Origin of the sequence: Palleronia pelagia (genome assembly GCF_900110115.1) — a bacterium.
GTDB lineage: Bacteria > Pseudomonadota > Alphaproteobacteria > Rhodobacterales > Rhodobacteraceae > Palleronia > Palleronia pelagia.
This window is the reverse complement of sequence record NZ_FOCM01000007.1, coordinates 24,701-48,793: the sequence shown is the minus strand read 5'-3', so window position 1 is coordinate 48,793 and position 24,093 is coordinate 24,701. Positions and strand designations below refer to the sequence as shown.

25 protein-coding genes are annotated in these 24,093 nt (G+C 66.2%); 9 read left to right on the top strand and 16 right to left on the bottom strand.

The window, feature by feature from the left end:
• The first annotated feature begins 11 nt into the window (after nucleotides 1-11).
• Nucleotides 12-1,499, top strand: coding sequence for an NAD(P)(+) transhydrogenase (Re/Si-specific) subunit beta (locus BMX96_RS14675; RefSeq protein ID WP_091846175.1), 1,488 nt, complete (start codon nucleotides 12-14; stop codon nucleotides 1,497-1,499).
• A 156-nt stretch (nucleotides 1,500-1,655) separates the two neighbouring features.
• Here BMX96_RS14675 and BMX96_RS14670 read toward each other — a convergent pair whose 3' ends face one another.
• From BMX96_RS14670 to BMX96_RS14650, 5 genes are all read right to left on the bottom strand, one after another.
• Nucleotides 1,656-2,420 (bottom strand): potassium channel family protein, encoded by a 765-nt coding sequence (locus BMX96_RS14670; RefSeq protein ID WP_091846174.1) that lies wholly within the window; start codon nucleotides 2,418-2,420, stop codon nucleotides 1,656-1,658.
• Between the two features lie 10 nt (nucleotides 2,421-2,430).
• The gene (gene glpK / locus BMX96_RS14665; RefSeq protein WP_091846173.1) at nucleotides 2,431-3,915 is read right to left on the bottom strand and encodes a glycerol kinase GlpK; all 1,485 of its coding nucleotides are present in this window, start codon (nucleotides 3,913-3,915) and stop codon (nucleotides 2,431-2,433) included.
• Nucleotides 3,916-4,044: 129 nt separating this feature from the next.
• A complete protein-coding gene (locus BMX96_RS14660) occupies nucleotides 4,045-4,953 on the bottom strand; it encodes a homocysteine S-methyltransferase family protein (RefSeq protein ID WP_091846172.1) in 909 nt (302 codons plus the stop codon).
• 210 nt (nucleotides 4,954-5,163) lie between these two features.
• Nucleotides 5,164-6,786, bottom strand: coding sequence for a glycerol-3-phosphate dehydrogenase (gene glpD, locus BMX96_RS14655; protein WP_073129077.1), 1,623 nt, complete (start codon nucleotides 6,784-6,786; stop codon nucleotides 5,164-5,166).
• A gap of 139 nt (nucleotides 6,787-6,925) precedes the next feature.
• On the bottom strand, nucleotides 6,926-8,077 hold the full coding sequence (locus BMX96_RS14650) for an FAD-binding domain-containing protein (protein ID WP_091846171.1): 1,152 nt from the start codon (nucleotides 8,075-8,077) through the stop codon (nucleotides 6,926-6,928).
• A 154-nt stretch (nucleotides 8,078-8,231) separates the two neighbouring features.
• Here BMX96_RS14650 and BMX96_RS14645 point away from each other — a divergent pair, with 154 nt between their 5' ends.
• From BMX96_RS14645 to clpX, 3 genes are all read left to right on the top strand, one after another.
• The gene (locus tag BMX96_RS14645) at nucleotides 8,232-9,347 is read left to right on the top strand and encodes an iron-containing alcohol dehydrogenase (RefSeq protein WP_091846170.1); all 1,116 of its coding nucleotides are present in this window, start codon (nucleotides 8,232-8,234) and stop codon (nucleotides 9,345-9,347) included.
• Nucleotides 9,348-9,442: 95 nt separating this feature from the next.
• Complete coding sequence (locus tag BMX96_RS14640) at nucleotides 9,443-10,063, top strand: ATP-dependent Clp protease proteolytic subunit (RefSeq protein ID WP_073129080.1); 621 nt, start codon at nucleotides 9,443-9,445, stop codon at nucleotides 10,061-10,063.
• Nucleotides 10,064-10,218: 155 nt separating this feature from the next.
• Nucleotides 10,219-11,484: an ATP-dependent Clp protease ATP-binding subunit ClpX gene (clpX, locus tag BMX96_RS14635; RefSeq protein WP_091846169.1), complete on the top strand. Its 1,266-nt coding sequence runs from the start codon at nucleotides 10,219-10,221 to the stop codon at nucleotides 11,482-11,484.
• Between the two features lie 59 nt (nucleotides 11,485-11,543).
• Here the strand turns inward: clpX and BMX96_RS14630 are convergent, their stop codons facing one another.
• Entirely contained in the window at nucleotides 11,544-11,933 is a 390-nt protein-coding gene (locus tag BMX96_RS14630) for a hypothetical protein (RefSeq protein ID WP_091846168.1), read from the bottom strand.
• 85 nt (nucleotides 11,934-12,018) lie between these two features.
• Between BMX96_RS14630 and BMX96_RS14625 the strand changes: the two genes are divergently transcribed.
• Genes BMX96_RS14625 through BMX96_RS14615 form a run of 3 tightly spaced genes read left to right on the top strand, consistent with a single transcriptional unit; the run spans nucleotide 12,019 to nucleotide 13,199 of the window.
• Nucleotides 12,019-12,393 carry a RidA family protein gene (locus BMX96_RS14625; RefSeq protein ID WP_407944671.1) on the top strand — a complete coding sequence of 125 codons (375 nt, stop codon included), beginning with the start codon at nucleotides 12,019-12,021 and terminating at the stop codon, nucleotides 12,391-12,393.
• Nucleotides 12,394-12,435: 42 nt separating this feature from the next.
• A complete protein-coding gene (locus BMX96_RS14620; RefSeq protein ID WP_091846167.1) occupies nucleotides 12,436-12,819 on the top strand; it encodes an NADH:ubiquinone oxidoreductase subunit NDUFA12 in 384 nt (127 codons plus the stop codon).
• A complete protein-coding gene (locus tag BMX96_RS14615; RefSeq protein WP_091846166.1) occupies nucleotides 12,816-13,199 on the top strand; it encodes a DUF2155 domain-containing protein in 384 nt (127 codons plus the stop codon). Before BMX96_RS14620 ends, BMX96_RS14615 begins: the two co-directional genes overlap by 4 nt.
• Here BMX96_RS14615 and aat read toward each other — a convergent pair.
• The 4 genes from aat to BMX96_RS14595 all read right to left on the bottom strand — a co-directional run bounded on the left by aat (nucleotide 13,166) and on the right by BMX96_RS14595 (nucleotide 16,112).
• Complete coding sequence (gene aat, locus BMX96_RS14610; RefSeq protein WP_073129085.1) at nucleotides 13,166-13,807, bottom strand: leucyl/phenylalanyl-tRNA--protein transferase; 642 nt, start codon at nucleotides 13,805-13,807, stop codon at nucleotides 13,166-13,168. The two genes, BMX96_RS14615 and aat, sit on opposite strands and share 34 nt — an antisense overlap.
• Before the next feature lie 10 nt (nucleotides 13,808-13,817).
• The gene (accC, locus tag BMX96_RS14605) at nucleotides 13,818-15,164 is read right to left on the bottom strand and encodes an acetyl-CoA carboxylase biotin carboxylase subunit (protein ID WP_091846165.1); all 1,347 of its coding nucleotides are present in this window, start codon (nucleotides 15,162-15,164) and stop codon (nucleotides 13,818-13,820) included.
• 9 nt (nucleotides 15,165-15,173) lie between these two features.
• A complete protein-coding gene (accB, locus tag BMX96_RS14600; protein WP_091846164.1) occupies nucleotides 15,174-15,662 on the bottom strand; it encodes an acetyl-CoA carboxylase biotin carboxyl carrier protein in 489 nt (162 codons plus the stop codon).
• Between the two features lie 165 nt (nucleotides 15,663-15,827).
• Nucleotides 15,828-16,112 carry a hypothetical protein gene (locus tag BMX96_RS14595; protein ID WP_091846163.1) on the bottom strand — a complete coding sequence of 95 codons (285 nt, stop codon included), beginning with the start codon at nucleotides 16,110-16,112 and terminating at the stop codon, nucleotides 15,828-15,830.
• Between the two features lie 175 nt (nucleotides 16,113-16,287).
• On the opposite strand from BMX96_RS14595, the gene BMX96_RS14590 reads away from it, so the two are divergent.
• Together BMX96_RS14590 and BMX96_RS14585 are read left to right on the top strand one after the other, a co-directional pair.
• Complete coding sequence (locus BMX96_RS14590; protein ID WP_091846162.1) at nucleotides 16,288-16,539, top strand: hypothetical protein; 252 nt, start codon at nucleotides 16,288-16,290, stop codon at nucleotides 16,537-16,539.
• Complete coding sequence (locus BMX96_RS14585) at nucleotides 16,526-17,368, top strand: urea carboxylase-associated family protein (RefSeq protein WP_091846282.1); 843 nt, start codon at nucleotides 16,526-16,528, stop codon at nucleotides 17,366-17,368. The genes BMX96_RS14590 and BMX96_RS14585 overlap by 14 nt, the downstream gene beginning before the upstream one ends.
• Here BMX96_RS14585 and BMX96_RS14580 read toward each other — a convergent pair.
• From BMX96_RS14580 to BMX96_RS14555, 6 genes are all read right to left on the bottom strand, one after another.
• Nucleotides 17,365-17,709, bottom strand: coding sequence for a hypothetical protein (locus BMX96_RS14580; RefSeq protein ID WP_091846161.1), 345 nt, complete (start codon nucleotides 17,707-17,709; stop codon nucleotides 17,365-17,367). The two genes, BMX96_RS14585 and BMX96_RS14580, sit on opposite strands and share 4 nt — an antisense overlap.
• 92 nt (nucleotides 17,710-17,801) lie before the next feature.
• On the bottom strand, nucleotides 17,802-18,758 hold the full coding sequence (locus BMX96_RS14575; RefSeq protein WP_139210111.1) for a hypothetical protein: 957 nt from the start codon (nucleotides 18,756-18,758) through the stop codon (nucleotides 17,802-17,804).
• A 397-nt stretch (nucleotides 18,759-19,155) separates the two neighbouring features.
• Nucleotides 19,156-21,111 carry an acetate--CoA ligase gene (acs, locus tag BMX96_RS14570; protein WP_091846159.1) on the bottom strand — a complete coding sequence of 652 codons (1,956 nt, stop codon included), beginning with the start codon at nucleotides 21,109-21,111 and terminating at the stop codon, nucleotides 19,156-19,158.
• 91 nt (nucleotides 21,112-21,202) lie between these two features.
• Entirely contained in the window at nucleotides 21,203-21,952 is a 750-nt protein-coding gene (locus tag BMX96_RS14565) for an ABC transporter ATP-binding protein (RefSeq protein ID WP_091846158.1), read from the bottom strand.
• Nucleotides 21,953-22,045: 93 nt separating this feature from the next.
• Nucleotides 22,046-22,804 carry an ABC transporter ATP-binding protein gene (locus tag BMX96_RS14560; protein ID WP_073129093.1) on the bottom strand — a complete coding sequence of 253 codons (759 nt, stop codon included), beginning with the start codon at nucleotides 22,802-22,804 and terminating at the stop codon, nucleotides 22,046-22,048.
• Between the two features lie 12 nt (nucleotides 22,805-22,816).
• Nucleotides 22,817-24,025: a branched-chain amino acid ABC transporter permease gene (locus BMX96_RS14555; protein ID WP_091846281.1), complete on the bottom strand. Its 1,209-nt coding sequence runs from the start codon at nucleotides 24,023-24,025 to the stop codon at nucleotides 22,817-22,819.
• Between the last annotated feature and the right edge of the window lie 68 nt (nucleotides 24,026-24,093).

The following is a 24,093-nucleotide window of genomic DNA, read 5'->3' as shown; positions in this document are numbered from 1 at the left end:
GGGCGCGCGCAATGGAATACGGATTCACGACCGCGGCCTATGTCGTCGCAGCCGTCCTGTTCATCCTGTCGCTGGGCGGCCTGAAGGACCAGGAAAGCGCCAAGCGCGCCATCTGGTACGGCGTCATCGGCATGGCCATCGCCGTGCTGGCGACGTTCTTCGGCCCCGGCTCCGGCCTGTGGCTTCTGTCCCTGATCCTGATCGCGGGCGGCGCGGCCATCGGCATGGTGCTGGCCAAGCGCGTGCAGATGACCCAGATGCCCGAACTCGTGGCGGCCATGCACTCGCTGGTGGGTCTTGCGGCGGTCTTCGTGGGCCTGAACGCCCATATCGAGATCGGCCGCGTGGCGGCCGCCTTCGCCGAGGCCGGCGTGGCTTTCCCGCAGCCGACCTACGGGCCGCTGGGCGATGCGGCGCAGGCGGTGGCAGACGGCTTCCGCGGCTTCGCCGAGATCGTTGCCAAGAAAACGGCGGTCGAGGTCAACATCCTGCGGGTCGAGCTGGCGCTGGGCATCTGGATCGGTGCGGTGACCTTCACCGGCTCGGTCATCGCCTACGGCAAGCTGGCGGGCCGGGTGAACACCGCCGCGACCAAGCTGCCCGGCGGTCACATGCTGAACGCCGGCGCCGCCGCGCTCTCGCTGCTGTGCCTGTTCTGGTACCTGGGCGGCGGCGGGTTCTTCCCGCTTTTGATCCTGACCGTGGCCGCGCTGTTCATCGGCTACCACCTGATCATGGGCATCGGCGGGGCCGACATGCCGGTCGTGGTGTCGATGCTGAACAGCTATTCCGGCTGGGCGGCGGCAGCCATCGGCTTCAGCCTGGGCAATGACCTGCTGATCGTCGTGGGCGCGCTTGTGGGTTCGTCCGGTGCGATCCTCAGCTACATCATGTGCAAGGCCATGAACCGCAACTTCGTCAGCGTCATCCTGGGCGGCTTCGGCGGCGCGGGCGGCCCCCAGCAGGAGGTCGAAGGCGAGATGGTGGCCATCCAGGCCGACGGCGTGGCCGACGCCCTGAAGGAAGCCGACAGCGTCATCATCGTGCCGGGTTACGGCATGGCGGTGGCCCAGGCCCAGCAGGCGGTGAGCGAGCTGACCACCAAGCTGCGCGACCAGGGCAAGAACGTTCGCTTCGCCATCCACCCGGTGGCGGGCCGCCTGCCGGGGCACATGAACGTGCTGCTGGCCGAGGCCAAGGTGCCCTACGACATCGTGCTGGAAATGGACGAGATCAACGAGGACTTCAAAGACACCGACGTGGTGATCGTCATCGGCTCGAACGACATCGTGAACCCGGCGGCCAACGACGACCCGAACTCGCCCATCGCGGGGATGCCGGTGCTTCACGTCTGGGAGGCCAACCAGGTCTTCGTGTCCAAGCGCGGCTCGGGCACCGGCTATTCCGGCATCGAGAACCCGCTGTTCTTCAAGGAGAACACGCGCATGTTCTATGGCGACGCCAAGGAATCGGTGAACTCGCTCCTTCAGAAGCTGTAAGGACTATTCGTCCGAAATCCGAAAGGGCCGCGCGGTGCGCGGCCCTTTCTCGTTTTGCGGTGATAGACCCCGGTGCACGACGCGCGGTTATGGCGCCGGGCCGGACGACCCCAGATCATTTCGGGGTGAACAAAGCGGGCGGCACCGCGGCGCCGGTCAGGTATCGCCCTCGGTCTCGATATAAATCGTGTCGCCGCAATGCTTGCAGTGGCTCGCGTCGCGGTCGTGCAGCTTCAGCCCGCAGGTGGCGCAGGGCTGTTCGACCTTGTTGGGTTGCCACAGCGCCTGCAGCAGCCGCAGGAACAGGCCGACCCCGAACAGCATGATGACGATGGTCATCAGACGACCGACGCGGTCGGTCAGGGTGATGTCGCCGTATCCCGTGGTCGTCAGCGTGGTGATCGTGAAATAGAGCGCGTCCACGTAGGTGTTCAGAGCGTCGTTGCGATCATGCTCCCACACCCAGACGAGGCTGGTGACCACGAAGATAAAGGCGGCGAGGTTGGCGGCCGCGCGCACGATGCGGGTGTTCACGTCCAGCCCCGCGGTCGCCCGGTCCAGACGCTCGGCCAGCCGGAAGGTCCGAAGCAACCTGAGCACGCGCAGAACCCGCAAGAAGCCCAGGTTGGTGCCAGCCACCAGCGGCGCCGCCAGCGACAGGATGACGACCAGGTCGGCCAGCGTGGGCAGGGACAAAAGCTCCTTAAGCCGCCGTTCGGCGATCCAGAGCCGGGCGGTGATATCCGCGACGAGTACGACGCCGATACACAGGTCGATCAGGATGATGCGCAGGTCGATCTCGGACGTGGCGGTCAGCAGGAAATACCCGATGGTCACCACGTCGAAAAGAAGCAGCGCCCGGCGAAACCAGCGCGGTCCGGTGCCGTCGCCCTCGTAAAGCCGGCGCAGCCACGCCTTCACGCCGGAGACCTCACACTCCCATCGTCGCCTGGACGGCGCGCTGCCAGCGGTCGAATTTCCGCTCGCGCGTGGTGTCGTCCATGTCGGGCTTGAAGGTCCGGTCGACGCGCCAACGCTCGGCAAAGCCCGCCTGGTCGGGGTAAAGCCCCGCGCGCCATCCCGCCAGCCAGGCGACGCCCTGCGCCGTGGTCTCCAGCACCTGTGGCCTGTCCACGGAGGCGCCGATGATGTCGCTGAGGAACTGCATCGCCCAGTCCGAGGCCGACATGCCGCCGTCCACGCGCAGGGTCTGCGCCTCGCCATCGGACCAGTCGGCCTGCATGGCATCCAGCAGGTCGCGGGTCTGGTAGCCGACCGACTCCAGCGCCGCCTTGGCGAATTCCTCGGGGCCGGAATTGCGGGTGAGGCCGAAGATTGCGCCGCGGCAATCGGCGTTCCAGTAGGGCGCGCCCAGCCCGGTGAAGGCGGGCACCAGGATGACGTCCTGCCCGTCATCGGCGCGTTCGGCCAGGGGCTGCGTTTCTTTCGCCTCGCGGATGATCTTCAGCCCGTCGCGCAGCCACTGCACCACGGCGCCCGCGATGAAGATCGAGCCCTCGAGGCAGTAGGTCGGCTTGCCGTCGAACTGGTAGGCCACCGTGGTCAGCAGCCGGTTCTCGGACCGCACGGGCGTGTCACCGGTGTTCAGCAGCGCGAAGCAGCCGGTGCCGTAGGTCGATTTGAGCATGCCGGGCTGGAAACAGGCCTGGCCGATGGCCGCTGCCTGCTGGTCGCCCGCCACGCCCAGGATGGGGATCTCGCGCCCGAACAGGTCGGGCCGCGTCATGCCGAAATCGGCGGCGCAATCCTTGACCTCGGGCAGCATCTCCATGGGGATGTCCAGCATGTCGGCGATGGTCGAGGACCATTTGCCCTTGTGGATGTCGTAAAGCAGCGTGCGCGACGCGTTGGTGGCATCGGTGACGTGGCTGGCGCCGCCCGTGAGCTTCCAGATCAGGAAGGTATCGACGGTGCCGAACAGGATCTCGCCCTTGCGCGCGCGCTCGCGGCTGCCGTCCACGTGGTCGAGGATCCACTTGAGCTTGGTGCCGGAAAAATAGGGGTCGAGCAGCAGCCCGGTCTTGGCCGTCACCTGCTCTTCGTAGCCGTCCGATTTCAGCTGCTGGCAGATCTCGGACGTGCGCCGGTCCTGCCAGACGATGGCGCGGTGGATGGGTTGGCCGGTCTGCTTGTCCCAGACGACAACGGTCTCGCGCTGGTTGGTGATGCCGATGCCCTTGATCGCGTCGGGGCCGATGCTGGATTTCTCGATGGCGGCGCGGCAGACGGCGGCGGTGGACGACCACAGGTCCGAGGCGTCGTGTTCCACCCAGCCCGAGGCGGGATAGTGCTGCTCGAATTCCTCCTGCGCCGAGGAGGTGATCTTGAGATCGCTGTCGAACAGGATCGCGCGGCTCGAGGTGGTGCCTTGGTCGATCGCCAGGATGTGGGTCATGTCGTCTCCTCCGCTTGATTAGGAAGGAAACTGGCCCGGTGCGGGTAGGGTGGCAAGGGGGCAATCCGGAAAGGTCGAAAACCGGGGGCGTCCGGGACCATGACGGCAACCGTACCGTGTCGCCTTGGTTCAGGGCGCGGACGCGTGCCTGGCGATTTCACGAAGATGGCGCAGGTCCGTGCCGCAGCAGCCGCCCACGATCCTCAGGTTGGGAAACGCCCGCTTCATCCCGATCACCTGCGAGCCCAGCTCTTCGGGGTCTCCGTCATCGAGCACCGTGGCGTTGTCCAGTTCCTCGTGGCTCTGACGCGAGGCATTCGCGACGATTCCGGCGAGACCGGCCTGCCAGGGGCGACCGTCCCGCGCATTGTCGATGTGGTCGGGATGAGCGCAATTGACCATGACGGCAGCGGGATCGGCGATGTCCCGCAGTTCGCCCACGGCATCGGCAAGCGGCGTGCCGTCGGGCAGGCGTCCATCGGTCTCGACCGTGAACGAGATGAGCGCCGCGATGCCCGATGCCTCGGCGGCCAAAGCGATGCCGGCGGCCTCGGCGACCGATCCCATCGTGTAAGCGCTGACCATGTCCGCCTGGGCCGCCCGCGCGGCCGAAACCTGTGGCGCGTGGTAGTCGCGCGCGCCGTCTATGGTCGCGATACCCGCTGCGTAGCCATCGCCGCGCGGTCCGATCTGAACGCTGACCCGCGTGGCGACGTCGGGCGCGGTACGGGCCGCGTTTTGCGCGAATGCGACAGAGTCGCCCGTCACACGCGCAAGATCATCGGGGTCATACCCGACAAGAGCCGCCCGATCGGGATTGGCCATCCAGGTGGGCGTATCGAGGATGACACCCGCGCCCGTATCGCGCCCGATCTGGATCAGCGCGACGTAGTAGGCGTGCAGCCTGTCCCGTCCTTGTTCGTCGTCGATCATGGGAAAAGCGGCGAAATGCGGAAGGTCGACGCCCTGATTGAAGATAAGGTCCGTCTCCATCCCGGTCCAGGAGAGCCAGATCCGGTCATCGGTCAGCAATGCCATCGGTAATCCCCCGCCATCTCTGCGCCCCGTAGGTCAACGGTGATGTTACCACAGATGGCGCAAATCGAAATGAGGAATCGGAGTGCTCCCGGATCTCAGACGGCCCTCACACGGAAAAACCCGCATGAGAGCTTGGATTGGAGACGTCACCGACGGGCCGACTATTACAAACTGTTCTTTGAAAGCCCGGTCAGCCGGCCAGCCCCGTCGTCACTCGGCGGCCTGGGCGGGGCGGCGGGCCTCGGCCATCCATTGATCCAGCGCGGCGATCTCGTCGGCGCTCATCCGAAGGCCCAGCTTCGTGCGGCGCCAGACCACGTCCTCGGCGGTGCGGGCGTATTCGTGATCCATCTGCCAGCGCACCTCGGCCTCGGTCAGGGTGCCCCCAAAATCGCGGCCCATATCCTCGGCCGACTTGGCGTCGCCGCAGATATCCTTCGCCTCGGTGCCGTAGGCGCGGATCAGCCGCCCGGCCTGGTAGTCGCCCAGGAACGGATAGGCCTTTTTCAGGTCGTCGGTCAGCTTCTTCACGCCGTCCACCGGGAAATCGCCGCCGGGCAGGGGGATGCCGGCGGTCCAGTTCTCGGGCATGTCGCGGAAGAACGGGCGCAGCTTGGCCATCGCCTGTTCGGCCAGCTTGCGGTAGGTCGTGATCTTGCCGCCGAAGACGTTCAGCAGCGGCGGCTCGGACCCCAGGCCGCCATCGGTCGCGGGCCCGGCATCCAGCGACAGGACATAGTCGCGCGTGGCCGCCGTCGCCGATTTCGCGCCGTCATCGTAGAGCGGGCGCACGCCGGAATAGGTCCAGACCACGTCGTCGCGGGTGATGTCCTGCTCGAAATAGTTCGAGGCGAAGTCGCAAAGATACTGCGCCTCTTCGGGGGTGCATTCGGGCTTCACGGTCGGGTCGTGGCCGTGGTCCTTGTCGGTGGTGCCGATCAGCGTGAAATCGGTCTCGTAGGGGATGGCGAAGATGATGCGCCCGTCCTCGCCCTGGAAGAAGTAGCACTTGCCGTGATCGTAGAGCTTCTTCGTCACGATATGGCTGCCGCGGACCAGGCGCACGCCCTCGGACGAGTTCATGCGCACGGTGTTCTTCACCACGTTCTCGACCCAGGGGCCGCCCGCGTTGACCAGCCCGCGGGCGCGAATGGTCTCGGAGGTGCCGCTCTCGGTGTCCTCGACGGTGATATGCCACAGCCCCTCGCGCCGCTCGGCGCTGGTGACCTTGGTGCGTGTCATGATGCGGGCGCCGCGGATCTCGGCATCGCGCGCGTTCAGCGTGACGAGACGCGAGTCCTCGACCCAGCAATCGCTGTACTCGTAAGCCTTTTTGAAGCGGTCCTTGATCGGGCCGCCTTCGGGCGCGGTCGTCAGGTCCAGCGTCTTGGTGCCGGGCAGGTATTTCCGCCCGCCCAGGTTGTCGTACATGAACAGCCCCAGCCGGATCAGCCACGAGGGCCGGCGCCCCTTCAGCCACGGCATGGTCCAGCCCAGCAGGCGCGAGGTGGGAGTGTCGCCCTCGAACCGCATGTCGGGCGAATAGGGCAGGACGAAACGCATGGGCCAGCTGATATGCGGCATGGCTTCCAGCAGGACCTCGCGTTCGACCAGCGCCTTCTTCACCAGGCCGATTTCGAAGAATTCGAGATACCGCAAGCCGCCGTGGAAAAGCTTCGTGGATTTCGACGACGTGGCCCCGGCCAGGTCGCCCATTTCCGCCAATGCCACGCTCAGGCCGCGGCCCTGGGCGTCACGGGCGATGCCGGTGCCGTTGATGCCGCCACCGATGACGAAAAGGTCGTGGATCTTGCTGTCTTGGGTCTCGGCCATGGTCGGTCCCCCCGGTCAGTTCTGCGCATTGCTGTTTGGCGTTAGCATAGCGCGTCTGGCGCGAAGATGCAGGGGGGTGCGCGGAATTGCGGCCCAACGCGGCGGCATCCGCTGAATTTCGCGGCAGTTGCACGCGCTGTCAGACCGCCGAGAGGAGCTTCGGGATCTGCTTTTTCACCTTGAAAAACCCGGCCGTGGCGTGGGGCCAGGCCGCGCGATCCCAGTCGCGCAACACCGGGACGATGGGCAGGCCGCTGCCCTCGAGCAGATCGCGCGCCGGGCCGGTGGGCGTATAGGGCATGACGATCTGTTCCAGCGCGTTCTCCCGCGCCCAGGTGGCGAGCGCGTCGGCATCCAAAAGCGGCGTGGCGTCCGGGGCCACCCGGTCGCGCGCATCGGCCAGTGCGGCGTCGGTGAAGTCCAGCACGCCCGGCGCGACCTTGAGCGGCGAACGATGGGACGCACCGCTGAGCGTCGCGGTGGCGGCGAAATCGCGCGCGGGCAGGTCCGGGGAAAGGTCGTCCTCGACCAGCAAAAGGCCCGTGCGCAGGCCGGGATCAGGCGCGGGCGTGTCCGGCAGGGTGCGCGTCTCGGGCAGGGGCGGGCCGTCCAGCGGATCGGGTGTCTCGTTCAACTGGCCCTTCGGGTCGAAGCGGCCGCCGGTATAGCGCCGGATGTTCTCGGCGCGGGCCACGTAGTGCTTGCCGCGCGTGTGCAGCCCGCCAGCCCAGCGCCACGAACAGGTATTCGACGCCGGGTCGCCGTCGAGCAGGTGGCGCAGGAAGAAATCGGCGCCGAGCTCCCACGGCAGGCGCAGGGTGAAGATCCAGATCGAGGCGAACCACATGCGCGCGTGGTTGTGCAGCCAGCCGCTGCCGGTGAGCTGCTGCGCCCAGTGGTCGAAGCAGTCGATACCGGTGGCGCCCGCGCAGGCCTGTTCCCATCCCTTGCGCAGCCCGCCCTCGGTCGCGATGCGGTCGCGCGCGGCTTTCAGGCCCTGGCGGTAGTCGGCCCAGACCGATGGCCTGAGTTCCAGCCAGCCCTTGAAGTAGCTGCGCCAGACGACCTCCTGGATGAACTTCTCGGCGTCGCCTTCGCCGTGGATGTCGCGCACGGCGGCGATGACCTCGGGCTCGGTCAGCAGGCGGTGGCGCAGGTAGGGCGAGAGCTGGCTAACCCCCTCGGGGCTGTCGAAGTTGCGCTGCGCGGCATAGCGCGCGCCGGCATCCGGGGCGAAGGCGTGCAGCCGGTCGAGGCCGGCCTGGCGGGTGGGGACGAAATCATGCTCCATGGCGGCAGAGATAGGAGGCGTACCCGGCGGGGCGAGAGGGCCGGATGTCGCGCCGGGGTCGGGTGGCGCGTCCGGGTATTTATGGAAAGATGAAGCCAAGGGTGGTGGCGTTCCGGAGGCGGCGCGCCAGATCTTCACGGCAAGGAGGGACACCATGACACCATTCACGTTTTGCACCGCGACCGAAATCCGGTTCGGGAGGGGCACGGCGCGCGCGGTCGCGCCCGATGTCGCCGCGCTGGGCCGCCGGGTCCTGCTGGTGGGCGGCGGCACGGCGGCGCGCTCGGACTGGCTGGCCGAGGCGCTGGTGGCCGAGGGCTGCACCGTGGACCGTTTCGCCGTGTGCGGGGAGCCAGATGTCGCGACGATCCAGGCGGGCGTGGCGGCGGCCGAGGGGGCCGAGGTGATCGTGTCCCTGGGGGGCGGCGCGGTGATCGATACCGGCAAGGCCATCGCCGGGCTGCGCCCCAGCCCCAGTCCGCTGATGGATCACCTGGAGGTCGTGGGGAAGGGGCTGCCGCTGGAGGCCGCGCCGCTGCCGTTCGTCGCGCTGCCCACCACCGCCGGCACCGGGGCCGAGGTCACGAAGAACGCGGTCATCGGGGTGCCCGAGGCGCGGCGCAAGGTCAGCCTGCGCGACGACCGGATGCTGGCGGACCTGGCCGTGGTGGACCCGGAACTGACCGACGGCGCGCCGCGCGGCGTGACGCTGGCCTCGGGGCTGGACGCGGTGACGCAGGTGATCGAGCCCTACCTGAGTGCCAAGGCAAACCCGCTGACCGACGCGCTCTGCCGCGCCGCCATCCCGGGCGGTTTGGCGGCGTTGGCGCGGCTGATGGAGGGCGACGATCCGGATGCGCGCGATGCGCTGGCCTACTGCTCTCTCTCGGGCGGCCTGGCACTGGCCAACGCGGGGCTGGGCGCGGTGCACGGGCTGGCCGGGCCGATCGGCGGCGTGGCGCAAGCGCCGCACGGGGCAGTCTGCGGCGCGCTTTTGCCGCATGTGCTGGAGGCCAACGCCGCGGCCGCCGATGGCGCCCTGGCGGAGCGGATCGAGGACGTGCGGGGCTGGATCGACGCGGCGCTGGGCGGCGCGGACCTGGCCCGCTGGTCGCGCGACGCGGGCCTGCCGGGGCTGGGCGACATGGGTCTATCGGAGGACGACCTGTCGGACGTGGCCGCGGCGGCGCAGGGGTCGTCGTCGATGAAGGGCAACCCGGTGACGCTTTCGACCGGGACGCTGATCGAGCTCATGCGCGCGGCGTGGTGAACGGGGCGTCCCTTGCGGCTGGCAGGGCGCGCTACTAAGACTCTTTCAACCCGACGCACCTTATTCGCGATCACACCCAAGCTGAAGGCAGGCACATGCAAAACCCCATCGAGCACATGATGAATCTCGTCCCCATGGTCGTCGAGCAGACCAGCCGGGGCGAGCGTGCTTACGACATCTTCTCGCGGCTTCTGAAGGAACGGATCATCTTCCTGTCGGGGCCGGTCCACGACGGCATGTCGTCGCTGATCGTGGCGCAGCTGCTGCATCTCGAGGCCGAGAACCCCAAGAAAGAGATCAGCATGTATATCAACAGCCCCGGTGGCGTCGTCACCAGCGGCCTGTCGATCTACGACACCATGCAGTACATCAAGCCGCCGGTCAGCACGCTGGTGGTGGGGCAGGCGGCCTCGATGGGGTCGCTGCTGCTGACCGCGGGCGAGCCGGGGATGCGGTTCTCGCTGCCCAACAGCCGCGTGATGGTGCACCAGCCCTCGGGCGGCTACCAGGGCCAGGCCACCGACATCATGATCCACGCGCAGGAGACGCAGAAGCTGAAGGACCGGCTGAACGAGATCTACGTCAAGCATACAGGCCAGCCCATGAAGAAGGTCGTCGACGCGCTGGAGCGGGACAATTTCATGTCCCCCGAGGAGGCCAAGGAGTGGGGCCTGATCGACGAGATCGTCGAAAACCGCGCCAAGGGCGACGACTGACGGGGCCCGTTTTCCGGCGGCCCGCGGCGCAGGTTTTTGCGATTGCGGGCCTCTGGGCGGTGCCCTAGTCTGCCCGAAAGGGTGGAGAAGCCACGGGGAATATTGTCCCCGACCAAAGACGACGCAACGGGTCCGGCGGCCCGGAAGGATAGACGATGGCTACGAATTCAGGCGACAGCAAGAACACGCTTTACTGCAGCTTCTGCGGGAAATCCCAGCACGAGGTGCGCAAGCTCATCGCCGGTCCCACCGTGTTCATCTGCGACGAATGCGTCGAGCTGTGCATGGACATCATCCGCGAGGAGACCAAGTCTGCCGGGCTGAAGGCCTCGGACGGGGTGCCCACGCCCAAGGAAATCTGCGAAGTCCTCGACGACTACGTGATCGGCCAGATGCACGCCAAGCGGGTGCTGTCGGTGGCCGTGCACAACCACTACAAGCGGCTGAACCACGCCGGTAAATCCGACATCGAACTCAACAAGTCGAACATCCTGCTGATCGGCCCCACGGGCTGCGGCAAGACGCTGCTGGCGCAAACGCTGGCGCGGATCCTTGATGTGCCGTTCACCATGGCCGACGCCACGACGCTGACCGAGGCGGGCTACGTGGGCGAGGATGTCGAGAACATCATCCTGAAGCTTCTCCAGGCCAGCGAATACAATGTCGAGCGCGCGCAGCGCGGCATCGTCTATATCGACGAGGTCGACAAGATCACCCGCAAGTCCGACAACCCGTCCATAACGCGCGACGTGTCGGGCGAGGGCGTGCAGCAGGCGCTGCTGAAGATCATGGAAGGCACCGTGGCCAGCGTGCCGCCCCAGGGCGGGCGCAAGCATCCGCAGCAGGAATTCCTGCAGGTGGACACCACGAATATCCTGTTCATCTGCGGCGGCGCCTTCGCGGGGCTCGAGAAGATCATCAGCCAGCGCGGCAAGGGCAGCGCCATCGGGTTCGGCGCCGACGTCAAGGACGCCGAGGCGCGGGGCGTGGGCGAGATGTTTACCGAGCTCGAGCCCGAAGACCTGCTGAAATTCGGCCTGATCCCCGAATTCGTCGGTCGCCTTCCGGTGATTGCCACGCTCGAGGATCTGGACGAGGAAGCGCTGGTCACCATCCTGACCAAGCCGAAGAATGCCCTGGTCAAGCAGTACCAGCGCCTGTTCGAGCTGGAAGACGCCGCGCTGACCTTCACCGACGACGCGCTGACCGCCATCGCCAAGCGCGCGATCGAGCGCAAGACCGGCGCACGCGGCCTGCGGTCGATCATGGAGGACATCCTGCTCGACACGATGTTCGACCTGCCGGGCATGGACAGCGTGGACGAAGTCGTCGTCAACGAGGAGGCCGTGACCTCGGAGGCGGCCCCGCTGATGATATATTCCGAAAGCAAGAAAACTGGCACGCCGGCCAGCGCCGGTTGACCCAAAACGCCGCGCCCCCGGGGCGCGGCGTTTTCCTTTGCGGCATTGCGCCCCGGCTCTCAGGGGCGGGGGCGTGGCGTTGGTACTCTGACAGGCTGATCCGCGCCGAGGCGTGCGAGGCTGCGGTCCGCGGTCGGCACGCTTTGGATCGGCTCCAGCGTCAGACTTCGCGGTGCGTTGTCCTGTTCGGCAAAGCTGTTCTGGAACCGAGCGCCGTGCCCAGCGCGCTTTTCCTCCATTTCGCGAGCCATGCGCAGGGTCAGTCGCACCGTCCGCTCCAGCAGGCTCGGCGCCGTCGAGGGCGCGGTGGCACCGGCCGCGCTCAGGGCCGCGCCGGCGGTGGGCGATGCGGTCGAGACCGGGATCACGCCGGTCGCGCCACCCGCGCTGAACAGGGTCGCGACGGCGATGAGACCGCATCCGAAGAGGGTAAGCTTGATCAGGCGCATGGGATGACTTCTTTGCTGGCTCTTGCCCCCAAGGTTGTGGAAGGATCAGGCAAAATTTGGGCATCCCGAGGACATTGTGCGGCGCGTGACGACAAATTCCCCGTTCGAGACGCGGATTGGATATTCTCGCGCGGTGGCCTGCGATGGCTGGATTTTCGTGGCCGGAACCACCGGCTATGACTACGCCACCATGGAGATGCCGCAGGACGTGGTGCAGCAATGCCGCAACGCTCTGGCCACCATCGATGGCGCCTTGGCCGAGTTGGGCGCGAGCCTGCGCGACGTTGTCCGGGTGAGCTATATCCTGCCCGACCCTGACGACTGGCCCGCCTGCTGGCCGGTCACGCGTGCGGCCTTTGGCGACGCGCCGCCGGCGGCGACGATGATGTCGGCGCGCCTGCAAGCCCCCGAGATGCGGATCGAGATCGAGGTGACGGCCCGCCAACCCTCTGGACGTTGAGGTCGCTCTGGGCCATATCTGGCACAACCCGAAGGAGGCTCCATGGGCATTCTGAAAAAGATCCTCAGCGCGATCACATGGTGGGACGGCGCCACGCTGAACACCCGTATCTGGTCCTGGCGCCACGGCACCAAGGTTGGCGAAGACGGGCAGGGCAACGTGTTCTACCAGAACGCCGACGGGTCGCGCCGCTGGGTGATCTACAATGGCGAGGTCGAGGGCAGCCGCATCGACCCCGACTGGCACGGCTGGCTGCACCACACTTGGAACGAGCCGCCGACCGAACGTCCGCTGACCCATCGCGAGTGGGAAAAACCGCACGTTCCCAACCTGACCGGCACGCCCGCGGCCTATGCGCCCGCCGGGTCGATCCGCAATCCCGAACCGAAGCCGCGCGCCGATTACGAGGCGTGGAGCCCGGAATGATCCGGCTTATGGCGGCGCTGGCGCTGGCCGTGACGGCGGTGCCCGCCACGGCGCAGTTCCGCGACACGATCGTCGCGCAGGACCGCACCGACCGGGCGGCGGGCGTCGTGCTGCGCAGCCTCGACAAGACCACGGGGCAGGTGCGGGACATTTCGCTGACGCAGGGCGACACCGAGGAGGTGGGGCGACTACAGGTGACGCTGGGCGAGTGTCGCTACCCGGTCGAGAACCCGTCGGGCAACGCCTATGCCTATCTCGTGATCCGTGACGCGGGCGTGGCCGAGCCGCGGTTCGCCGGGTGGATGGTCGCCTCGTCCCCGGCGCTGAACGCGCTGGAGGATCGCCGCTACGACGTCTGGGTCATGCGCTGCACCAGCTGATCGGGCGTCGGGATCGGCAGATCGGCCCGGAACTGCGCCCGCTCGGACAGCGCGGCGGCCAGGCGCTTGCGGTACTCGGCGCGCGAGATCTCGACACCGCCGAGTGAGGCCAGGTGCGGCGTGATGAACTGGGTATCGAACAGCCGATAGCCGCAGCTTTGCAACCGGTCCACCAGGTAGGCCAGTGCGATCTTCGACGCGTCGCGGCGGCGCGAAAACATCGATTCGCCGAAGAACGCCGCGCCAAGGCTCACGCCATAGACTCCTCCGGCCAGTGCGCCATCTTCGTCCCAAAGCTCGATGGAATGGGCGAGCCCCGAGCGGTGCAGGAGGCCGTAGGAGGCCGCGATCTCGTCGTTGATCCAGGTTTCGTCCCGGTCGGCGCAGCCCGCGATCACGCCGTCGAAATCGCGGTCGAAGCTGATGTCGAAAGGCGCCCGGCGGATGGTCCTGCGCAACGACCGCGACAGGTGGAAGCCGTCCAGGGGCAGGACGCCGCGCAATTGCGGATCGACCCAGAACACGTCCGCGGACTCGCGGCTGTCGGCCATGGGGAACACGCCCTGGGCGTAGGCCTGAACCAGGAGATCCGGCGAGATGCGCTGCATCCCGCCGCCGTTACTGCAGGTTGGTTTCGAGCCAGTGCTCGAGCCAGTGGATGGTATAGTCGCCGCTTTGAACGGCGGGCTCGCGCAGCAGGGCATGGAACAGCGGCACGGTGGTGTCCACGCCGTCGATGATCAACTCGCCCAGGGCGCGGCTGAGGCGCGACAGCGCCTCGGGCCGGTCGCGGCCGTGAACGATCAGCTTGCCGATCAGGCTGTCGTAGTAGGGCGGGATCCGGTAGCCGTCGTAAAGCGCGCTGTCCATCCGCACGCCCAGGCCGCCGGGCGCATGATACTGCGAGATCCGGCCGGGCGAGGGGCTGAAGCTGGGCAGCTTTTCTGCGTTCAGCCGCACCTCGATGGCGTGTCCGTTGATGCTCAGGTCGTCCTGGCCGAAGGACATGGGCAGCCCCGCCGCGACCCGGATCTGCTCGCGCACGAGGTCCACGCCGAACACTGCCTCGGTCACCGGGTGCTCGACCTGGAGGCGGGTGTTCATTTCGATGAAATAGAACTGGCCGTCCTCGAACAGGAACTCGATGGTGCCGGCGCCGGCGTAATTGATGTTCGCCACGGCCTCGGCGCAGGTGCGGCCGATCTCGGCGCGTTGTTCGGGGGTGATGGCGGGGCCGGGCGCCTCTTCGAAGACCTTCTGGTGGCGACGTTGCAGCGAGCAATCCCGCTCGCCCAGGTGCACGGCGTTGCCCTTGCCGTCGCCGAAGACCTGCACCTCGATATGGCGCGGGGTGCCCAGGTATTTCTCGATATAGACCTCGTCGTTGCCGAACGCGGCCTTGGCCTCGGACCGCGCGGAATACCAGGCCTGCTCCAGTTCGCCCTCGGACCGGGCCAGCTTCATGCCGCGCCCGCCGCCGCCGGCGGTGGCCTTGATGATGACCGGGTAGCCCATGTGGCCGGCGACTTTCCCGGCCTCGTCCAGGTCGGCGACGCCGCCATCGCTGCCGGGCACGCAGGGCACGCCCAGTTTCTTCATCGTGTCCTTGGCGGTGATCTTGTCGCCCATCATGCGGATATGCTCGGCCCGGGGGCCGATGAAGGTCAGCTCGTGATCCTCGACGATCTGCACGAAATTGGCGTTCTCGGACAGGAAGCCATAGCCGGGATGGATCGCCTGCGCGCCCGTGATCTCGCAGGCCGAGATGATGGCCGGAAAACTCAGGTAGCTTTGCGCGGCCGAGGGCGGGCCGATGCACACGGATTCGTCGGCCATGCGCACGTGCATCGCGTCCGAGTCGGCGGTGGAGTGCACCGCCACCGTGGCCACGCCCATCTCGCGGGCGGCCCGGATGACGCGAAGGGCGATTTCGCCGCGGTTGGCAATCAGGATCTTGTCGAACATGCCTGCGCCTTATTCGATGATCATCAGGGGGGCGCCGAATTCCACCGGGGCGCCATCCTCGATCAGGATGCGCTTGACCTTGCCCGCGCGCGGCGCCGGGATGTGGTTCATGGTCTTCATGGCCTCGACGATCAGCAGCGTCTGGCCTTCGCTCACGGTGTCGCCGGTCGACACGAAATTGGCCGCGCCAGGTTCAGGCGCCATGTAGACGGTGCCCACCATGGGCGACGTCACGGCGCCGGGCTGGCTGGCCGGGTCGTCGTTCACCGGCTCGGGCGCGGGTTGCGCCGCGGGGGCCTGCGCGGCGGGCGCGGGGGCCGGGGCGGGCGCGGCGGTGGCCTGGGCGACCACGTGCTTTTCGCGGCTCACGCGCACGTCCAGGCTGTCGTCCTCGCCATATTCCCGCTTGACCCGCAATTCGGTCAGATCGTTCTCGCGCAGCAGCTCGGCCAGTGCCTTGATGAAGCTCACGTCATTCTTGTGCGGGTTGTCGGCCATGCATTCCTCGTTCCCTCTGCCGCCCCGTGTGTTCCGGAGCCTGTCAATCGCCACATATAGGGCAGCCGGCCGCAGGTGGAAAGCGGGTTGGGTCTTCGGGGCCAATACGGGCGGCCGGACGCGCCTAGAGCAGGGGCCAGCGGCGCGCCACGGGACGGGGGGAGCCTAGAAAAGTGCGTCGAGTTGCCTTTCGCGCGGCGCCCCCGTCACCGGGGCATGGTTCGCCGTCCGCGCGCCTTGGGCCGGCGGGGGCAGCGGCAGGGACGGCACCCGTGTCAGGGCAAGCCTGCGGACGGGTCCCGCGGCCACCGGAGCGGGGGCGGGGGCCGCGTAGTATTCCGACCGCGATCCCGCCGCAGCCTCGAGCCTGCGCGCCTCGCGCCGTGCGGCCTGGCGCAGCCCGGCGAGGCGGAACATCGCGATGTCGGGCGGTGTGTCGACGGACAGCATGGGGCGGGGCCTCGGGGCGTTGAGGTTAACTTCCTCTTAATCTGGGTCCGGGAGGTGAACAGAACCTTAATGCCACAATCGAAACCGCCGACAAATTTCCCAAAAGCGGCCTGCTTGACCCCCCGGGGGGCCATGGTAGCGTCGCCGCGATATGGATTTGAAAGGGGGGCGCCGGGTGAGACGTCAGCTAATTCTGGTCGCGGCGCTGGTCGCCCTCACGGGATGTGTCGAAGCAACGGGCGGGCGGAGCGCGCAGCCCTCGGCCGCCGCGCTGGCGGCGCTGCCGCAGGGCATGAACCCCGGCTTCCTGATCCGGGATTCGAACGGGTGCTGGGGCCTCGCGCTCGAGGCGTCGGCCACCCCCACGGGGATCCCGCTGCGCGATGCCACCGGCCAGCAGGTCTGCGATGGCGATGCCGTCACCTGACGACGCCGACCGCCGGCGCGCGGTCGCGCCGGTCATCTGCTATCCCACCGATGCCCTGCCGCCGGTCGATGCCGACCGTATCGCCCGTGTCAGGTCCGATCTGCGCGCGGTCGACCAGGTGCGCGTCCCGCCGCGCGACGCGGCGGCCATCCGTGTGCCCGCGGGCCACGTGTTGCGCATCGCCTGCCCGGACGGCGCGCAGGTGGGGGACCTGAACCTGTTCGCCGACGGCAACCTGTCCGAACGGTTCTACAGCGGCAAGACGCGGGCGCTGCACGGCACTCATGTCGACGTCGGCGACCGGCTGTGGTCGGGGTTTCCCTACCTGCGGCCCATGGCGACTGTGATCGCCGACAGCCTGGACTGGTACGGCACGGACGCGTTCGGCGGGCGGGTGCATGACGTCATCGGCACGCGCTGCGATCCCTACACCGCGCACCTGCTGGGCGGCGGCGACTATCACCACTGCTGCCATTCCAACCTGACCCGCGCGCTGGCCGACGCCACCGGCTTGAGCCTGCACGAGGCCGAGCCCTACGTGCACGACGTTCTGAACGTGTTCATGTGCACGGGCTTCACCGCCGATGAGGGGCGATACTTCATGAAGGCCAGCCCGGCGCGGGCGGGCGATCACCTGGACCTTCTGGCCGAGATCGACCTGCTGGCGGTGCTGAGCGCATGCCCCGGCGGCGATTGCGGGGCCGAGCATTCGTCGGACACGGCGGTCTGCCACGCCTTGCGCATGGAGGTGCTGCGACCCGCCGACGACGTGCTTCGCAACTGGCAGGCGACCCGGGTCAGCGGCTACGACGGCAGCCACGGCCGCTAGTCGGGGTTGCCGCGCGCCCTTGCGTCGTCGTCGAGCCCGTCCCACCACTCCGCGTAGCTGGAGTTCCAGGGCGCCTTACGCGTCTCGTCTGGCGCACCGTCGTCCCACCAGACCGGCCCGCGTTCGCCCAACCGCTTCTTGGCGGCGTCCACCCGGTCGCGGGCGTCGCGTTCCTGTGCCTCCGTCTCGGCCCGCCCCACGTCGCGCCGCGCCTGCATGAGCGCCTTCACCGCTGCCCGCCGTTCGCTGTCGTCGAGGCGCGGGTCGGTCTTCCGCCACAGCCGCCCCTTGGAGACGAAGTAGCGGCCATCGGGGGTTTCGGGGTAGTCTTTGGGGGGCATGGTTCCACGACTCATTCAAACAGCGCTGGCGAAGCAAAGGCTAATCATTGCTCCTGTTCGCCCAATCTGACGCTCGGACAGTCATTTCGCCCTCAGTCAGCTTTCCCGTCTTCATCCTCAGTTGCATCCATGAGTTCGATGCCATCCAGAAGACTTTTGTCGCCCTCCCAGCGTTCATCGCCCGGAATCTTATACATCTCTCGCCAATACTTGACGTTCTCCCAATCGATGTTTTCTGCATTGGTTGCCCCTAGCCCGGAGCGTTCCGCGTCTTCTTTTTCGCTTGCATTGTAGATCTCGAAGAGGTGCGAGGTGCCTGTCGACACGCCCTTAAGGTCAGCGAATTCTTGTATCAGTAGGATCAGACCCTTTACGCATTCCAGAGCACTATTGAAGGTTACAGCCCCGCCCTTGTGGGCAAAATTATTCCTAGCTTTCCGGGCGACGGCTAGCGTCTCATAGGTATCTTCTGAGATTATCTTGGCCAACGCTAAAAGCTCTAACTTTGGCGCGACATTTCTCGTCTCTTTGAGGCGCTTTCTTCGATTTTCCGTGCCGTAAAATTTTATTTCCCCAATCAAAAACTCGTCCCATATTTGCTGGATGACTTGCTCGCAGGCAACCCAGCCAAAAACTAGAGCATTACGCGTTTCCGAGCGGCGCAGACTTGAATATGCTAAAGAGAGGTATGCGGCGTTAAGGTTGGTCAAATGGCTAAAGACCTTTTGGCCCTCGACGTAAGCATCCTCAACTTCATTCTGGGTAATTCGCCTTGGAGACAACAACGAAATATTTAGCTGGCCACCAGCGCCGCCTTCTTGGAGGGCTTGACTGATTTGGGCCTCGGAGCCCAGAGCGCGAGTGTATCTAAAGTAGCCGGTTGATTTTAACTCACCGAATCCCATCGTCCCGTGGGTTGACGCATCCAGCGCTAGTCCTCCCAGCATCATCGCAGCCTTCACGCAATTGAAACAATCCATTGCTGCGTCGGGCGTAGATACTGAGGGAGTTCTGGGTAGCAGCATTGATCCATCAAAGCCGAAACCCATAGGGCTCCCACCTTCCAATCCAGCGTCTAAGAAGAAAGATACACGATGGAGTTTCAGCGGACTATAGGTGCCCGAATTGACCTTCTCGATGTCTATGTCGAAGTCATCATCATCGTCTCGTGTAAAGAAATACAGAGTAGATGGCGCTGAGATAAGGATAGGAAACAAAATTCACCGTTGGATTCAATGCTGAGCTAACCCGACTCTATCAACCCTGTGGCCTGTTCGGGAAGGGCTTTCGCCTCCACATCTTCGACCTGCGTTCTCCCTCACAGTTCAAAAATCCGCTCTACAGCCTTGCTACTGGCGCTGTCAGAGATCCTCCCTGAGCAAGCACTTTCACACAAAAAAAGCGCGGAGCTTGCGCCCCGCGCCCGGTACTCGTTCAAAACCCCGTCTACTTGTTCAGCCGGTTCTCGATCAGGTCGTCGACCACCTCGGGCTCGGCCAGGGTCGAGGTATCGCCCAGCTGGTCGTGCTCGTTCACGGCGACCTTGCGCAGGATGCGGCGCATGATCTTGCCCGAGCGGGTCTTGGGCAGCCCGGGCGCCCACTGGATGTAGTCGGGCTTGGCGATGGGCCCGATCTCGCCGCGGACCCAGTCCTGAAGCTCTTTCTTCAGCTCGTCCGAGGGCTGGTTGCCGTCCATGAGCGACACGTAGCAGTAGATCGCCTGGCCCTTCACGTCGTGGGGCACACCGACCACCGCGGCCTCGTTCACCGCCTTGTGGGCGACCAGCGCGCTCTCGATCTCGGCGGTGCCCATACGGTGGCCCGACACGTTCAGCACGTCGTCTACGCGGCCGGTGATCCAGTAATACCCGTCCTCGTCTCGCATGCAGCCGTCTTCGGTGAAGTAGTAGCCCTTGTACTGCTGGAAGTAGGTGTTCATGAACCGGTCGTGGTCGCCGTAGACCGTGCGCATCTGCGACGGCCAGCTGTCGGCGATGGCCAGCACGCCCTCGACGCCGTTGCCTTCCTTGACCTTCCCGCTTTCGGGATCCAGCACCACGGGCTGCACGCCGAAGAACGGGCGCGTGGCCGAGCCGGGCTTGGTGGGCGTGGCGCCGGGCAGGGGGGTCAGCATGTGGCCGCCCGTCTCGGTCTGCCACCAGGTGTCGACGATGGGGCATTTCCCCTTGCCGACCACGTCGTTGTACCAGTTCCAGGCCTCGGGGTTGATGGGCTCGCCCACCGTGCCCAGGACCTTCAGCGACGACAGGTCGTATTTCTCGACGAACTCGGTCCCCTTGCCCATGAGCGCGCGAATGGCGGTGGGGGCGGTGTAGAACTGGTTCACGCCGTGGTCCTGGCAGACCTTCCAGCAGCGGCCCGCATCGGGATAGGTGGGCACGCCCTCGAACATCACGGTGGTCGCGCCGTTGGCGAGCGGCCCGTAGACGATATAGCTGTGGCCGGTCACCCAGCCCACGTCCGCGGTGCACCAGTAGATGTCGCCATCGTGGTAGTCGAACGTGTACTGGTGGGTCATCGCGGTATAGACGATGTAGCCGCCCTGGCTATGGACCACGCCCTTGGGCTGGCCGGTCGAGCCCGAGGTGTAGAGGATGAACAGCGGATCCTCTGCATTCATCTCCTCGGCCGGGCAGTCGTCGGAGACCTTGTCCTCCATCTCGTGCAGCCAGTGGTCGCGGCCCTCGGTCCACGAGATGTCGTTGCCCGCGCGCTTGACCACCAGCATCTTGGCGTCGTGATTGACCTTGGCGAAGGCCTTGTCGGCGTTGTCCTTCAGCGCGGTGACGCGGCCGCCGCGGGGGCCGCCGTCGGCGGTGATGACCACCTTGGCCTCGGAGCCGTTCACGCGGCTGGCCAGCGCGTCGGGCGAGAAGCCCGCGAAGACCACCGAGTGGATGGCGCCGATGCGCGCGCAGGCCAGCATGGCATAGGCCGCCTGGGGGATCATCGGCAGGTAGATCACCACCCGGTCGCCCTTGCCGACGCCCATTTCCTTCAGCACGTTGGCGAACTTGCCCACGTGGGCGTGCAGCTGCTGGTAGGTGATGTGCTGGTCGCTGCCGTCATCCTCGTCCGGGACCCAGATGATGGCGGTCTGGTCGCCGCGGTCCTTCAGGTGGCGGTCGATGCAGTTGGCGGCCACGTTCAGCGTGCCGTCCTCGAACCAGCGGATGTCGACCTTGCCATAGGTGAAATCGGTGTTCTTCACCTTGGTGAAGGGCTTGATCCAGTCGATGCGCTTACCGTGCTCGCCCCAGAAAGCGTCCGGGTCGGCGATCGAGGCGGCATACATTTCTTCGTACTTGGCGGCATCCACGTGCGCCGTCTTGACGAAATCGGGGCTGGGCGCGTGTTTTTCCACGTCGGTCTCTGGCATCGGTTCCTCCTCCTTCACTTGTGCGGGCACATAGGCCAGTCGCCCCCCGGGTCTATCCGGGCGGAGCGGGGCGGGCCCTCGTAAATTCGTCCTAGATGGCCAGGTACTCGGCGCGCAGCGCCTCGTCGTCCAGCACCTCCTGGGCCGAGCCGTCATAGACCACCGACCCGGTGTCGAGGATCACGGCCCGGTCGGCGAGCTTGAGCGCGGCCACCGCGTTCTGCTCGACAAGGATGGTCGTGATGCCCTGGTCGCGGATGATGTTCAGCGTCTTGGCGATCTCCTGCACGATCACGGGGGCGAGCCCCTCGTACGGCTCGTCCAGGAGCAGCACCTTGATGTCGCGGCAGAGTGCCCGGGCAATGGCCAGCATCTGCTGCTCGCCGCCCGAGAGCGTCACGCCCTCCTGGCGGCGGCGTTCCTTGAGGCGGGGAAACAGCTCGTACACCCGCTCGATCCCCCAGCCCTTGGGCGGCGCGATCTGGGCCAATTGCAGGTTCTCCTCGACCGTGAGGCCAGGGATGATGCGCCGGTCCTCGGGCACCAGCTGGATGCCTGCGGCGGCGGCCTGGTGGGACCGCATTTCGTGCAGGGGCTGGTGGTCGAGCCAGATTTCGCCGTGGCGCAGCGCCGGGTTGTCGAGCCGCGCGATGGCGCGCAGGGTCGAGGTCTTGCCCGCGCCGTTGCGGCCGAGCAGGGCCAGGATCTCGCCCTCGTGGACGTTGAAGCTCACGTCCTGGACGATGTAGCTCTCGCCGTAATAGGCCTCGATATTGGAGATGCTCAAGAAGGCCGGCGCGGTGGCCGCGTTGTTGGCGTGCTTGTTGAAGGGCGCGTTCATGGTCTTTCGTCTCCTCCCGGCGATCTTTGCAAGAAGACCGTCCCGTATTGCTCAAGAAACACGGCGCGGGGCGGGCCCGCGCCGCGGCGGCCCCTAAACCTCGGCCTCGCCCAGGTAGGCTTCGCGGACCTTCGGATGGCCCTTGATGTTCTCGGGTGTGTCCTCGACCAGCGGCGTGCCCTGGGCGAGCACCGTGATCCGGTCGGCGAGCGAGAAGACCACGTGCATGTCGTGCTCGATGATGCACATGGTCAGTTCGCCCTTGGCCTTGATGGTCTTCAGCAGGTCGATGGTGTTGTTGGTATCGGCCCGCGCCATGCCGGCGGTGGGTTCGTCCAGCAGCAGCAGCTTGGGCTTCTGGCTGAGGCACATGGCCATCTCGAGCCGCCGCTTGTCGCCGCGCGACAGGGACGAGGCCACGACGTTGCGCTTTTCCAGCATGTTGACCTCGTCCAGCATCGCCTCGGCCTTGGCGATGATGTCGGTCTCGGCGTCGCAGGACTCGTAGGCGTGCATCCGGAACGATCCGTCCCGCTTGGCGAAGCAGGGGATCATCACGTTCTCGAACACCGACAGGTCGCCGAAGATCTCGGGTGTCTGGAACACCCGGGAAATGCCCATCTGGTTGATCTCGTGCGGCTTGCGCCCCAGCACCGACTGGCCGTCGAACATGACGCTGCCCGTGTCGGGGATCAGCTTGCCGATCAGGCAGTTCAGCAGGGTGGACTTGCCCGCCCCGTTGGGCCCGATGATCGCGTGGCAGGTGTTTTCCTTCACGCTGAGGTTCACGTCCCCCAGGGCCTGCAACCCGCCGAAGCGCTTGCCCACGTTCTTGACTTCAAGGATTCCCATGGGTCCGGCTCCTTATTCCGAGTGCTGCTGTTGTTCGGCCGCGGATTTCTCGACGGTGGACGTCTTGGTCTCCTTGCGGCGGAACACCGATGCGATGCGCTGTCCGCCCTCGACCAGCCCGCCGGGCAGGAAGATCACGACCAGCATGAACAGAAGGCCCAGGGTCAGGTGCCAGCCCTTGCCGATGAAGGGATGGATGACGAAGACCAGGAAGTCCTCGATCCCGTCGGGCATGAAGGCGAACCACTGGTGCAGGATGCCGTCGTTGATCTTGGACACGATGTTTTCCATGTATTTGATCATGCCCGCGCCCAGCACCGGGCCGATCAGTGTGCCCGCGCCGCCGAGGATGGTCATCAGCACCACCTCGCCGCTGGCGGTCCAGAACATCCGCTCGGGGCCCACCTGGGTGTCCATCGCGACCATCAGGCCGCCGGCGAGACCGGCATACATGCCCGAGATGACGAAGGCCGCCAGGGTATAGGGGCGCGAGTTCAGCCCGGTGTAGTTCATGCGCTGCTGGTTCGATTTCACGGCGCGCAGCATCATCCCGAAGGGCGAACGGAACAGCCGGATCGCCAGGTAGAAGCTGAGCAGCATGAAGACGGCCGCGATGTAGTAGCCGGCGTTGAAGGTGAACAGCCAGTCGCCAATCGCCATCTCGTAGCTCGCGCGCATGTCGACGCCGAAGAAGTTGGCGCGCCCGATCTCGGTGGGGCCGAGGTTCGACAGCAGCGGGGTGTCGGTGGCCTTCAGCTGCAAGCCGGTCTCGCCGCCCGTGATGGGGGTCAGCACCGAGTAGGCCAGCGCGTAGCTCATCTGCGCGAAGGCCAGCGTCAGGATCGAGAAGTAGATCCCCGACCGCCGCAGCGAGATGTAGCCGACCACCAGGGCGAAGATCCCGGCGAAGACGATCGACATGATGATCGCGGGGATGACGTTCAGCGTCAGCAGCTTCATCATCCAGATCGCGGCGTAGGAGCCCACGCCCAGAAAGGCGGCGTGGCCGAAGCTGAGATAGCCGGTCAGGCCGAACAGGATGTTGAAGCCGATGGCGAAGATCCCGAAGATCACGAAACGCTGCATCAGGTCGGGATAGCCGCCGTTGAACTGCGCCAGGGCGCTGCCTTCGGGGAAGGGGTTCAGGATGAACGGCGCCAGGATCGTCAGCAGTGCCACGATGATGAACAGCCCCAGGTCCTTGCCGGTCAGACCCAGCAGGCCGCTGCTCTTGTGAGCCGCGGACGCGCGCGGTCGGGTCGCGTCCATGCGGGTGTCGGTGGTTTGAT

Coding starts and splice junctions, on each gene's coding strand:
- BMX96_RS14675 (WP_091846175.1), top strand. CDS start 12: ATGGAATACGGATTCACGACCGCGGCCTATGTCGTCGCAGCCGTCCTG.
- glpK (WP_091846173.1), bottom strand. CDS start 3,915: ATGACCCACATCCTGGCGATCGACCAAGGCACCACCTCGAGCCGCGCG.
- BMX96_RS14660 (WP_091846172.1), bottom strand. CDS start 4,953: ATGGCATTGCTGACCGATGACCGGATCTGGCTCTCCTGGACCGGGATG.
- glpD (WP_073129077.1), bottom strand. CDS start 6,786: ATGGCCGAGACCCAAGACAGCAAGATCCACGACCTTTTCGTCATCGGT.
- BMX96_RS14650 (WP_091846171.1), bottom strand. CDS start 8,077: ATGGAGCATGATTTCGTCCCCACCCGCCAGGCCGGCCTCGACCGGCTG.
- BMX96_RS14645 (WP_091846170.1), top strand. CDS start 8,232: ATGACACCATTCACGTTTTGCACCGCGACCGAAATCCGGTTCGGGAGG.
- BMX96_RS14640 (WP_073129080.1), top strand. CDS start 9,443: ATGCAAAACCCCATCGAGCACATGATGAATCTCGTCCCCATGGTCGTC.
- clpX (WP_091846169.1), top strand. CDS start 10,219: ATGGCTACGAATTCAGGCGACAGCAAGAACACGCTTTACTGCAGCTTC.
- BMX96_RS14630 (WP_091846168.1), bottom strand. CDS start 11,933: ATGCGCCTGATCAAGCTTACCCTCTTCGGATGCGGTCTCATCGCCGTC.
- BMX96_RS14620 (WP_091846167.1), top strand. CDS start 12,436: ATGGGCATTCTGAAAAAGATCCTCAGCGCGATCACATGGTGGGACGGC.
- BMX96_RS14615 (WP_091846166.1), top strand. CDS start 12,816: ATGATCCGGCTTATGGCGGCGCTGGCGCTGGCCGTGACGGCGGTGCCC.
- aat (WP_073129085.1), bottom strand. CDS start 13,807: ATGCAGCGCATCTCGCCGGATCTCCTGGTTCAGGCCTACGCCCAGGGC.
- accC (WP_091846165.1), bottom strand. CDS start 15,164: ATGTTCGACAAGATCCTGATTGCCAACCGCGGCGAAATCGCCCTTCGC.
- accB (WP_091846164.1), bottom strand. CDS start 15,662: ATGGCCGACAACCCGCACAAGAATGACGTGAGCTTCATCAAGGCACTG.
- BMX96_RS14595 (WP_091846163.1), bottom strand. CDS start 16,112: ATGCTGTCCGTCGACACACCGCCCGACATCGCGATGTTCCGCCTCGCC.
- BMX96_RS14585 (WP_091846282.1), top strand. CDS start 16,526: ATGCCGTCACCTGACGACGCCGACCGCCGGCGCGCGGTCGCGCCGGTC.
- BMX96_RS14580 (WP_091846161.1), bottom strand. CDS start 17,709: ATGCCCCCCAAAGACTACCCCGAAACCCCCGATGGCCGCTACTTCGTC.
- BMX96_RS14575 (WP_139210111.1), bottom strand. CDS start 18,758: ATGGGTTTCGGCTTTGATGGATCAATGCTGCTACCCAGAACTCCCTCA.
- acs (WP_091846159.1), bottom strand. CDS start 21,111: ATGCCAGAGACCGACGTGGAAAAACACGCGCCCAGCCCCGATTTCGTC.
- BMX96_RS14565 (WP_091846158.1), bottom strand. CDS start 21,952: ATGAACGCGCCCTTCAACAAGCACGCCAACAACGCGGCCACCGCGCCG.
- BMX96_RS14560 (WP_073129093.1), bottom strand. CDS start 22,804: ATGGGAATCCTTGAAGTCAAGAACGTGGGCAAGCGCTTCGGCGGGTTG.